The sequence below is a fragment of the Serratia sp. DD3 genome (genome assembly GCF_000496755.2).
Window position 1 is genome coordinate 198,083 of record NZ_AYKS02000033.1, and the last position, 12,080, is coordinate 210,162.

Genomic DNA, 12,080 nt, shown 5'->3' on the forward strand with positions numbered 1-12,080 from the left:
TTCATTTGCCTTGGTCACCGCGTTATCTATCCCCTTCATCAATCTTCGGGCCAGCACCTATACTGTTCAAATCGGTTGTTAACCGATTTGTCTCTCACTTTCTACCTGCAACTTAATCAAACTTGGGTACATCTCACCATTTTAGGTTGGACAACCCGACAGCAAAGATTAAGATAACTGCAACTTCCACACATCATGATTGGTCGTCGCGACCGCAATGGCCCCGGCAGTTAATGCCGTTCGTGCATCATCTTCATCACAGACCAGACCACCGGCAATAATCGGCAAATCAACTTTCTCGGCCACCCATCCCAACACTTTGGGCATACAACCTGGCAGGATCTCAATGCAATCCGGCGTCGATTGCGTCACCTGTTTATCGATATTGTGGAAAGAGATGGAGTCCATGATAAAGAGCCGATGAATGGTATAAAAACCGTGCTGACGCGCCGCTTTCACCATCGACGCTTTGGTACTGATAATGCCATCTGCGGCAGTGACAATTTTCAGGAAATTGATCACTATCTCCTTATTGGAACTCCCTTCCAGCAAATCGACATGCACAAAAGCATATTTACCGGCCTCTTTAATCTGCTGCACGATACGGCCAATATTACAGATATTGCCGTACAGTACCGAGATAATCTGGCAGTCCGACTTCACCGCAATCTGCAGACTTTCATTATCTTTTACCGCTGCAATCACTGGGTGCAGCGTTAACAGCTCAACAATAGACACAGTAGGCGTTCCCTTGGATAAAATCTGCTTTAGCATCTGCGTTACAGGCTTCCCTATCTTGCGGGAAAAGCAATAATCATACGCTCAAAAAGCCTGCAGCTTGAATGATGCCGGGTAAATACCCAAACTGATTCAAGTTGCAGGACAAGGTAAATCAGTTATCCGTATCATAACCCAAATTCGGGGCTAACCAGCGTTCAACCTCACTGAGCGTCATGCCTTTACGCTGCGCATAGTCCTCCACCTGGTCACGCTGAATTTGTGCCACCGCAAAATATTTACTCTGCGGATGGCTGAAATACCAGCCGGAAACCGCTGCCCCTGGCCACATGGCAAAGGATTCAGTTAACTTCATACCCGCATGATGATCCACATCCAGCAGTTGCCAGATCGCTGCCTTTTCGGTGTGTTCCGGGCAAGCAGGATAACCCGGCGCTGGGCGGATACCTTGATAGTTCTCACGAATTAACTCTTCGTTTGTTAAATTTTCATCCGCCGCAAAGCCCCAGTGCAGTTTACGCACTTGTTGATGCAAATACTCAGCAAAGGCTTCTGCCAAACGATCAGCCAAGGCTTTTACCATAATTTTGTTATAGTCATCATGTTGAGCCTCATAGGCCGCGGCCAGATCATCTTCCTCTAGCCCCCCCGTCACGGCAAAGGCACCGATATAGTCAGCCTTACCGCTACTTTTCGGCGCAACAAAATCCGCCAGACAGTAGTTCGGGAAATCGGTTTTCTCCGTTTGCTGACGTAGATGACGGCTGACCACCAGCACCTCTTCACGACTTTCATCACGGTAGACTTCCACATCATCACCCACGCGGTTAGCAGGGAACAGGCCAAAAACACCACGCGGATTGAGGCTGCCTTGAGCCGCCAGGCTATCCAGCAGTTGGTTGGCATCCTGATATAAGCGCTTGGCCTCCTCCCCGACAACATCATCTTGCAGAATACGCGGATATTTACCGGCCAGTGACCAAGTCATAAAGAATGGCGTCCAATCAATATAATCACGTAACGTATGAATATCCGCTTCTACAGGGAATACACCCAATTGATTGGGTACCGGTGGCTGGTAATTTTGCCAATCGAGCACCATGGCGTTATCGCGCGCATGCTGTAGGCTGACCGGTGGCGTATGCGATTTTTTACGCCCATGCTGGATACGAACCGTTTCATACTCTTTACGCGTACGGGCAACAAACTCCTCACGCTGGTTATCCGACAGCAACGCCGCTACCACCCCAACGGTACGTGAAGCATTCTGCACATAAGTTGTCGGGCCACTGTAGTTTTTTTCGATCTTCACCGCGGTATGGGCTTTAGAGGTGGTAGCCCCACCAATCAGCAATGGCAAGGTAAAACCCTGGCGTTCCATCTCTTTCGCCACATTGACCATCTCATCCAACGAGGGGGTAATCAGGCCGGACAGGCCAATAATATCCACCTGTTGTTCTCGGGCAGTTTTCAGGATTTTGTCCGTTGGTACCATCACACCCAGGTCGATAATTTCGTAGTTGTTGCATTGCAGCACCACACCAACGATGTTCTTGCCAATGTCGTGGACATCCCCCTTCACGGTTGCCAGCAGGATTTTCCCCGCTGTGGTCCCCTTCTGTTTGCTGGCCTCAATATAAGGTTCAAGGTATGCCACCGCTTGTTTCATCACACGGGCAGATTTAACCACCTGCGGCAGGAACATTTTCCCCTCACCAAACAGATCGCCCACCACGTTCATCCCAGCCATCAGTGGCCCTTCGATCACCTCAATCGGACGATCTGCTTGCTGACGTGCCTCTTCCGTGTCTGATTCAATAAATTCAGTGATTCCCTTGACCAAGGAGTACTCCAGCCTTTTACCCACCGGCCAGCCACGCCATTCCGCCTGCTGTATGGCGACTTCCTGGTCTTTTCCACCACGGTATTTTTCTGCCAGATTCAGTAAACGTTCAGTGCCATCTTGCCGACGGTTAAGCACCACATCTTCTACTGCGTCGCGCAGTTCTGCACTCAGATCGTCGTAAATCGCCAACTGGCCTGCGTTAACAATCCCCATATCCATGCCATTACGGATGGCGTGGTACAAGAACACCGCGTGGATCGCCTCACGCACCGGATCGTTGCCACGGAAAGAGAATGAGACGTTGGAGACACCACCGGAGATCATCGCGTGGGGCAGATGGGTTTTAATGTCGGCACAGGCTTCAATAAAATCGACGGCATAATTGTTATGCTCTTCAATCCCGGTGGCGACAGCAAAAATATTGGGGTCAAAAATAATATCTTCCGGCGGGAAGCCCACACGCTCGGTCAGGATCTGGTAAGCGCGGCGGCAAATCTCAAACTTGCGTTGACGGGTATCCGCTTGACCGACTTCGTCAAACGCCATCACCACCACCGCTGCCCCATAGCGACGCACCAACTTGGCGTGCTGGATAAAGGCATCCTCACCTTCTTTCATTGAGATCGAGTTAACAATCCCTTTGCCCTGAATACATTTCAGGCCTTTTTCGATCACACTCCATTTGGAAGAGTCGATCATAATCGGCACCCGAGCGATATCAGGTTCGCCGGCAATCAGGTTAAGGAAGCGCTGCATCGCCATTTCAGCATCGAGCATCCCTTCATCCATATTGATATCGATGATCTGAGCGCCGCTTTCCACCTGCTGGCGCGCCACATCCAGTGCCTCGTTGTATTTCTCTTCTTTAATCAAGCGTTTGAAACGTGCTGAACCGGTCACATTGGTCCGCTCCCCCACATTAACAAACAGCGAGTTAGCATCAATATTCAGCGGTTCCAGCCCAGACAAACGGCAAGCCACCGGTAATACAGGCAGTTGCCGTGGTGGCACATTTTCCACCGCTTTTACCATCGCCGCGATATGCGCAGGCGTGGTGCCGCAACAACCACCGATCATATTCAAAAAACCGGACTGAGCCCATTCACCAACCTGCTGAGCCATGGCGTCAGGATCAAGGTCGTATTCGCCAAAAGCATTGGGTAAACCCGCGTTTGGATGGGCTGTCACATAGCTTTCGCAGATACGCGCCAACTCCGCCACATACTGGCGCAGTTCATCGGGGCCGAGGGCACAGTTAAGGCCAAAGCTCAATGGGCGGACATGACGTAGCGAATTATAGAACGCCTCCGTCGTCTGGCCGGAAAGGGTGCGGCCAGACGCATCGGTGATAGTGCCGGAAATCATGATGGGTAAAGTCACCCCCAATGCTTCAAGCTCGGTTTCTACCGCAAAGGCCGCAGCTTTCGCATTCAGGGTATCGAAGATGGTTTCGATCATGATCAGATCGACGCCACCTTCCACCAGTGCGCGGGTTGACTCACGATAAGCCGCTACCAGTTGATCAAAAGAAACATTGCGATATGCCGGGTCATTCACATCGGGTGAAATAGACGCAGTGCGATTGGTCGGCCCCAATACACCGGCAACATAGCGCGGCTTCTCTGGGGTACGTGCACTCCATTCATCGGCACAAGCACGGGCCAACAACGCCGCTTGATAGTTAATCTCGGCAGACAGTGACGCCATGTGGTAGTCCGCCATGGCAATACTGGTGGCATTGAAGGTATTGGTTTCCAGGATGTCAGCCCCGGCGGCCAGATAATCATGGTGTATCGCCGCAATCAATTGCGGTTTGGTTAACACCAGCAGATCGTTATTGCCTTTCAAATCCGATTGCCAGTCAATAAAACGCTCGCCACGATAATCCTGCTCTTCCAGCCGATAACTCTGGATCATGGTCCCCATACCGCCATCCAACACTAAAATGCGCTGTGCTAACTGCTCACGCAGTTGTTCCACTCGATTTATCACTGTAGCCCCTTGATACCCGGTGATTCACCCAACTATTTATTCCCTTCATCAATCAAACTGCAAAGGCAGGGTTTGCCCCATTACAGCTTAAAAATGAAGGGTCTGACATCCTAGCACAGGTTTTGTTGGCAAAGATGCCAACAGATATTGAGAGTTTTTCAGGTTGGTCAGTCAACTGGACAAATAAGGGAATAAGAAGATTGCGGCTGAGGCATAAAATTTCATACTTCAAGAGGCGGTGGTGTTAGCTCCGCCCTGATACTCTGCTCTTCCTGAGCCCCCTTTGCGAACAACGGTCAAAACGCATAGGGTTTTGTCTAGTAACCCGAATTATTTTAACTATGCCCCTCACATCCCTCTAAGTAATCCCACCTGTTAGCGGTTTTCCTACTTTATCGGCAGGTAACCGCTGGCTGAATCGCCGCTTTTTACGATAGGCAAACACATCTTCAACATGGCCTTCCCTGATACGTTGCTGCAGCCTACGCCAGTAATCCGCAGTGAACAGATCACTATGCAGCTCCTCAAACACTTGGCGAATACCTGGGTCACCACAGAGGAAATAGCGGAACTCTTCAGGGAAAACATCGTTTGGGGCGATGCTATACCAGGGTTCACTCGCCAGCTCATCTTCCGGGTAGCGTGGTGGGGGGATATCACGGAAATTCACCTCAGTCATGTAACAAATTTCGTCATAGTCATAAAATACCACCCGTCCATGACGCGTCACACCAAAGTTCTTGAACAGCATATCCCCGGGGAAGATATTGGCCGCTGCCAGTTGTTTGATGGCATTGCCGTACTCTTCGATGGCATCATGCATCTGCTGCGCGTTGGCCTGCTCTAGATAGAGGTTCAGGGGCATCATCTTGCGTTCCATATATAAATGGTTAATCACCAAACGATCACCCAGATCTTGCAGTTTTTCTGGCACCTCACGCTGTAACTCCGCCAACAATTCTGGGCTGATACGGCGCTTATCGACCACAAAATTTTCATATTCCTGTGTATCAGCCATACGACCGACACGATCATGCTCCTTAACCAATTGGTAGCAGTCGCGGACACGCGCTTGTGTCACCTCTTTCTGTGGTGCAAATTGGTCTTTGATTACCTTGAATACCCGATCAAAGGTGGGCAATGTAAACACCAGCATCACCATGCCTTTCACCCCAGGGGCAATAATAAACGGCTCCTGAGACTGTGCCATAAACGTCAGATATTCACGATAGCATTCCGTTTTGCCATGCTTCTGGCAGCCAATCGCCATGTACAGTTCAGCGGTGGTTTTGCCCGGCAGAATTTCCCGTAACCACTCAACCATCGCCGCTGGCAACGGGGCATAAACCATAAAGTAGGAGCGAGCAAAACCAAATACGATACTGGCTTCCGTTTTGCTGGTCAGGCAGGTGTCAATAAACAGCGCACCAGAATCACTATGATGAATAGGTAACAGAAATGGATAGACCTCATCAGCCAATCGCAACTTACCCACCAGCCAGGCCGCTTTATTGCGATAAAAGAGTTCATTCGCTACCTGAAACGTCGCCCCAGCCAATTGCCGTGAATCGAAGGTTTGTAATAACGCTTGCGTAATAGCATGAATATCCCGAGGCAAGTCCTCCCAGGGTAAGCGCAGCGGCAAGTCAGTCAGTAGACTGTGCAGCATAGTGGGCAGATCGCCGTTGGGAATAAAATCGCGGGCAAGTGGCCTGGGGATATCGCGAAAACGCCTCTCAGGCTGTGAGCTGAAAATAAACAGTTTATCCGGTGTTAAATCCCGGTGTTTGAACAAGCGGCAGTAAACCGAGTTAAAAAAGCTCTCTGCAATCTCAAAACGTGGGTAATCGGGCAACAACTCGGTATAGACGGCTTTGATCCGGTGGAGTAAACCGACATCCTGCTGGTAATCACTTTTGCTCACCATGCATTGCAGTTGCTCCACCACCAGACCCACATGGTGATCATAAAGATGGATGCGTTGCTTCATGGCCTGTTGGATGGCGGGCCAGTCAGCCTGTTCAAAACGCTGCTGTGCGCCCGCGGTGACTTCAAGGAAGCGACCATATTGTGCATCAAAGCCCTGCAGGATAGTCTGTGCAATCAATCGTTCCGGTTTTGCTGCCATCTTGACCTCTGCCATCAACCCGTGGAACCGGGCCTGAGATACCAGGCCGTTGATCTAGCCAAATTCATTCAAGTTGCAGCCAATAGCGCCGCAACTCGAATTATTTTGGGCATAAACCGTCAGATAAATTAGAACTGCTGCTCCTCAGTAGAACCGGTCAATGCCGTCACCGAAGAAGCCCCGCCTTGAATAATGGTGGTCACTTTGTCGAAGTAGCCTGTCCCGACTTCCTGCTGATGTGAAGCAAACGTATAGCCACGCGCCACCGCCGCAAACTCTGGCTGTTGCACCTTCTCGACATAGTGTTTCATGCCTTCACCCTGTGCGTAGGCATGTGCCAAATCGAACATGTTGAACCACATGCTGTGAATACCAGCCAGCGTAATAAACTGATACTTATACCCCATCGCTGACAACTCATCCTGGAAGCGGGCAATCGTCTGGTCGTCGAGATTTTTCTGCCAGTTAAAGGATGGCGAACAGTTGTACGCCAACAATTTGCCAGGGAATTTGGCATGAATAGCATCAGCAAAACGTTTGGCAGCAACCAGGTCCGGCGTTGAGGTTTCGCACCACACCAGATCAGCATAAGGGGAATAAGCCAAACCACGGCTGATAGCCTGTTCAATCCCAGCGTGAGTCCGGAAGAAACCTTCCGCAGTACGCTCACCGGAGACAAAGGCGCGGTCATAGGGATCGCAATCTGAAGTCAGCAAATCTGCGGCATCAGCATCAGTACGCGCAATTAACAGTGTGGGTACACCGAGAACGTCAGCCGCCAGGCGCGCTGCAACCAGCTTTTGCACCGCTTCCTGTGTCGGAACCAGCACTTTGCCACCCATATGACCACACTTCTTCACAGCTGCCAGTTGGTCTTCAAAGTGTACACCTGCCGCCCCGGCCTCAATCATCGCCTTCATTAACTCAAAGGCATTCAGTACCCCACCAAACCCAGCTTCCGCATCCGCCACAATCGGCAGGAAATAATCGATATAGCCTTGGCTACCTGGCTCGATTTTATTCGACCACTGGATCTGATCAGCACGGCGGAAAGTATTATTGATACGCTCAACCACTGCCGGAACAGAATCCACCGGATACAGAGATTGATCCGGGTACATGGCAGAAGCGGTATTAGCATCTGCCGCTACTTGCCAGCCAGACAGATAAACCGCTTCCACGCCGGCTTTTGCCTGTTGTAACGCCTGACCACCGGTCAACGCCCCCAGGCTATTGACGTACCCTTTACGGGATTTGCCATGTAACAGCTCCCAGAGCTTAGCCGCGCCGTTTTGCGCCAAGGTATAGACCGGATTAACCGAACCGCGCAGATTAACCACATCTTCCGCGCTATAAGGGCGAGTAATGCCTTCCCAGCGTGCCGATTTCCATTCCTGTTCCAGTTGTTGAATCTGTTGGGTACGAGAAAGCGTCATAGGTTCATCCTCTAATTGTGCGGTGGGGTTCAACAAAGCAATTTACCGGTCACCATTCAAGCTATTGGAACTTCACTTCCCCCCTTTCAATGGTGACTTGAATGAGCCGGCATTATCAGCAGCATCAGTTTGCAGGATTGAGTACTGGAGAACATCGCACTCAACCCTCTCCAAAATGGCAGGCCGAATGACCGGTTTCAGGCCAGTAATTCGTAACCGGGTAGCGTCAAGAAATCGATCAATTCATCTTGTGTCGTAATTCGTTCCATTAAGCGGGCCGCCTCTTCAAAACGACCGGCGCTATAACGTGCTTCACCCACTTCCTGACGGACAACTAGCATCTCTTCTTCCAGCATTTGGCGGAACAGTGCCTTGGTCACCTGTTGGCCATTGCTGAGACTCTTCTGGTGGTGGATCCACTGCCAGATAGAAGTCCGAGAGATCTCGGCAGTCGCCGCATCCTCCATCAAACCATAAATCGGTACACAACCATTACCGGAGATCCAGGCTTCAATATATTGCACCGCGACACGAATATTGGCGCGCATCCCCGCTTCAGTACGTTCACCATCACAAGGTTGCAATAATTCAGCGGCGGTAATCGGGGCATCATTCTCACGCAGCACGTCCAATTGATTCTGACGTTCGCCCAGGATACGGTTAAAGACCTCCATCACCGTATCGGCCAACCCGGGATGAGCCACCCAGGTGCCATCATGGCCATTGTTGGCTTCCAGTTCTTTATCTGCTCGGACTTTACTTAAGATCATTTCATTTTGTGCTGGGTCTTTACTGGGGATAAACGCTGCCATCCCCCCCATCGCAAAAGCGCCGCGTTTATGGCAGGTCTTAATCAGCAAACGTGAATAAGCACTGAGGAAAGGTTTGTTCATGGTAACAGACTGCCGATCGGGCAAAACGCGATCACCATGATTCTTCAATGTTTTTATATAGCTAAATATATAATCCCAACGGCCGCAATTTAGCCCGACGATATGGTCACGTAAGTGATACAAGATCTCATCCATTTGAAATACCGCAGGCAGGGTTTCGATCAACACCGTGGCCTTGATGGTGCCGCGTGGTAACTTGAAACGATCTTCAGTAAAGCAGAAGATGTCACTCCACCAGGCAGCCTCTTGCCAGGTCTGGGTTTTCGGCAGGTAGAAATAGGGGCCACTCCCTTTGGCTAATAGCTGACGATAGTTATGGAAGAAATAGAGAGCAAAATCGAATATCCCCCCCGGAATTGCCTCCCCCTGCCACAACACATGTTTCTCTGGCAAATGTAAGCCACGCACACGGGCAATCAGTACCGCTGGGTTGGGTTTGAGTTGGTAACGTTTACCGTTTTCATTGGTATAGGAGATGGTGCCATTCACGGCATCACGCAAATTGATTTGCCCATCAATGACTTTTTCCCAGCTTGGGGCCAGAGAATCTTCAAAGTCGGCCATAAATACTTTGACGTTGGCGTTCAGGGCATTGATCACCATTTTACGTTCAACGGGGCCAGTAATTTCTACACGGCGATCAAGCAAATCACTGGGGACACCGCGGATTTTCCAGTCGCCATCACCATGAGCACTCATGTCTGGCATAAAATCTGGCAGCTCACCCTGATCAATCTTTTCCTGCCAACTGGCGCGCGCAGCCAACAATGGGTTACGTTGGGGAGTAAATTTCCTCACGAGCTCAGCCAAAAATTCAACGGCTTCATCGGTTAATATTTGTTGTTCTGCTGTCTTGAAGGGCTGGGTAAAAGTTAACTCTGAACCTACCATCTGTTGCGTCATTATATTTTCCTTACCTTCATTACACCCATCACTACTGGGCAGGTGAAGTTGGCGAAGTTAATGTTGTCGGAAATAGCGGCAATTTAAGGTGAAGAAATGGGCTTTTATTGGTTAGATATCATGCTAAGCATGTCAAGAATAACCAATAATGTTAAAAAAACAAAACTGATTTCATCTTTTTGTTAAGAATTTTATTAATCATTTGTTATTAAATGATTAAATTACCCATCGTGCGTAACATCTATAGACAGCGATAGTTTTATCGACAAATACTACTTATCAAATTGTTTTTTAATAATTTTTGTTAAGAATATTCGTATTGATGAACTGAGTAGAACAAGGTAGGCAAGCGCAGGAGTCCCCTCCTGCAACGTTAATGATAGCGGATATTGCAGAAAACAGGATTACTCAAGGGTAGGATTCATGTGACGCAGATCAAACGGTGTGATCTGGTAGACGCAATAGTTCAACCAGTTGCAAAACAGTAAATGACCATGGCTACGCCATGAGGCGATTGGGGGCAGTTGCGGGTTATCTTCAGGAAAATAGTTCCATGGTACCACTGGGTTGAGGCCAGCATTGAGATCTCGCAAATACTCGTCTGCCAGCGTTAATGGATCATATTCTGGGTGCCCGGTAACAAATGCCAGGCGCTTATCGGGGCTTGCAAACAGATAGGCACCAGCGAGCTCTGACTCAGCCAGAATATCCAGATCAGTATACTGGCGGATAATATGGGTAGGGAAATCAGCGTAGCGTGAATGCGGGGCTAGAAAAGTCTGATCAAATCCCCGGGTCAATAAGGCATGCGGTTGCAGCGTTTGGTGCTGATAAACACCAGAAAGCTTAACTTCTCGCGTTAGCTTCGGAATACCGTAGAGAATGTTCAATGCTGCTTGTACTGCCCAACAGACGAAAAGCGTAGAAGTGACGTGATCCTTAGCCCAGGCAATAATACGCGCAATCTGTGGCCAATAGGCAACATCACAGAAATCCACTAACCCTAAAGGCGCGCCTGTAACGATCAGGCCATCAAAGTTATCTTCCTGAATATCTTCAAAATTACAGTAAAAATTATTTAAATGCTCTGCCGGCGTATTCTTCGATTCGCGGCTATCAATGCGCAGCAGTTGAATATCGATTTGTAATGGGGAATTAGAGAGTAAACGCAGAAACTGATTTTCCGTTTCAATCTTTTTTGGCATCAAATTAAGGATTAACACCTTGAGTGGCCTGATTTCCTGTGTTCTTGCACGAGAAGATGTCATCACAAACACATTCTCATTACGCAAAAAATTAACTGCAGGTAGTTCATCAGGAACACGAATCGGCATTGCTTAATCTCCAGGCTCATCCGTTTATACGTTTAGACTTCTAGATGCCTGAAGATAGCGTTTTTTCTGCATCATGTCGAGTGTTCAACAGAAAGGTGAAAATGTTTCATCACCAGAGACGGGGTCACATCCCTATGCTCGGGTAGAAAAGCTATAACAAATAAAGCAAAAAACCCCATGCTTACGCACGGGGTTCTTTGCTTTATTTGATGCTTGGCAGTGTCCTACTCTCACATGGGGAGACCCCACACTACCATCGGCGCTACGGCGTTTCACTTCTGAGTTCGGCATGGGATCAGGTGGTACCACCGCGCTATTGCCGCCAAGCAAATTCTTTTAATTCTTGTTTGCCGAACTAACTTTACTAATAAAGTGGTGCTGATACCCAGAGTCGAACTGGGGACCTCACCCTTACCAAGGGTGCGCTCTACCAACTGAGCCATATCAGCACACAAATTGGATGCCTGGCAGTGTCCTACTCTCACATGGGGAGACCCCACACTACCATCGGCGCTACGGCGTTTCACTTCTGAGTTCGGCATGGGATCAGGTGGGACCACCGCGCTAAGGCCGCCAGGCAAATCAGGTTTCAGGTCACAGGAAACAGGTTTCAGTTAATCCACCTCACCCCTATGCACCTCAAAATCTTTGTTGCTCTCATCTTCAATCTGTAGAACAAGCTGATTATCGCTATCTCTCTACCCGATATCCTGGTATCAGGTCAAAACACCTTCGGTGTTGTAAGGTTAAGCCTCACGGTTCATTAGTACTGGTTAGCTCAATACATCGCTGCACTTACACACCCAGCCT

6 protein-coding genes, 1 tRNA gene and 2 rRNA genes are annotated in these 12,080 nt (G+C 49.3%); all 9 read right to left on the reverse strand.

Translation table 11 applies throughout. From position 1 onward, the window contains the following. Positions 1-168: 168 nt before the first annotated feature. The gene (locus tag IO95_RS05830) at positions 169-738 is read right to left on the reverse strand and encodes a glycerol-3-phosphate responsive antiterminator (RefSeq protein WP_037384225.1); all 570 of its coding nucleotides are present in this window, start codon (positions 736-738) and stop codon (positions 169-171) included. Between the two features lie 154 nt (positions 739-892). Further along, entirely contained in the window at positions 893-4,576 is a 3,684-nt protein-coding gene (metH, locus tag IO95_RS05835; protein ID WP_023490332.1) for a methionine synthase, read from the reverse strand. Positions 4,577-4,934: 358 nt separating this feature from the next. Then, positions 4,935-6,704 carry a bifunctional isocitrate dehydrogenase kinase/phosphatase gene (gene aceK, locus IO95_RS05840; RefSeq protein ID WP_023490331.1) on the reverse strand — a complete coding sequence of 590 codons (1,770 nt, stop codon included), beginning with the start codon at positions 6,702-6,704 and terminating at the stop codon, positions 4,935-4,937. Between the two features lie 128 nt (positions 6,705-6,832). After that, positions 6,833-8,140, reverse strand: a complete 1,308-nt coding sequence (gene aceA, locus IO95_RS05845) for an isocitrate lyase (protein WP_023490330.1) — start codon at positions 8,138-8,140, stop codon at positions 6,833-6,835. Positions 8,141-8,337: 197 nt separating this feature from the next. Further along, positions 8,338-9,936 carry a malate synthase A gene (gene aceB / locus IO95_RS05850; protein WP_023490329.1) on the reverse strand — a complete coding sequence of 533 codons (1,599 nt, stop codon included), beginning with the start codon at positions 9,934-9,936 and terminating at the stop codon, positions 8,338-8,340. A 404-nt stretch (positions 9,937-10,340) separates the two neighbouring features. Beyond that, positions 10,341-11,270, reverse strand: coding sequence for a homoserine O-succinyltransferase (metA, locus tag IO95_RS05855; RefSeq protein WP_023490328.1), 930 nt, complete (start codon positions 11,268-11,270; stop codon positions 10,341-10,343). Between the two features lie 211 nt (positions 11,271-11,481). Next, positions 11,482-11,597: ribosomal RNA gene (gene rrf, locus IO95_RS05860) — 5S ribosomal RNA — on the reverse strand. A 46-nt stretch (positions 11,598-11,643) separates the two neighbouring features. Continuing rightward, positions 11,644-11,719, reverse strand: a tRNA-Thr gene (locus IO95_RS05865). Between the two features lie 13 nt (positions 11,720-11,732). After that, positions 11,733-11,848: ribosomal RNA gene (gene rrf / locus IO95_RS05870) — 5S ribosomal RNA — on the reverse strand. Between the last annotated feature and the right edge of the window lie 232 nt (positions 11,849-12,080).

Excerpts from the sequence above, each read along its gene's own strand:
- aceK (WP_023490331.1), bottom strand. The coding sequence starts at position 6,704 with ATGGCAGCAAAACCGGAACGATTGATTGCACAGACTATCCTGCAGGGC.
- aceA (WP_023490330.1), bottom strand. The coding sequence starts at position 8,140 with ATGACGCTTTCTCGTACCCAACAGATTCAACAACTGGAACAGGAATGG.
- aceB (WP_023490329.1), bottom strand. The coding sequence starts at position 9,936 with ATGACGCAACAGATGGTAGGTTCAGAGTTAACTTTTACCCAGCCCTTC.
- metA (WP_023490328.1), bottom strand. The coding sequence starts at position 11,270 with ATGCCGATTCGTGTTCCTGATGAACTACCTGCAGTTAATTTTTTGCGT.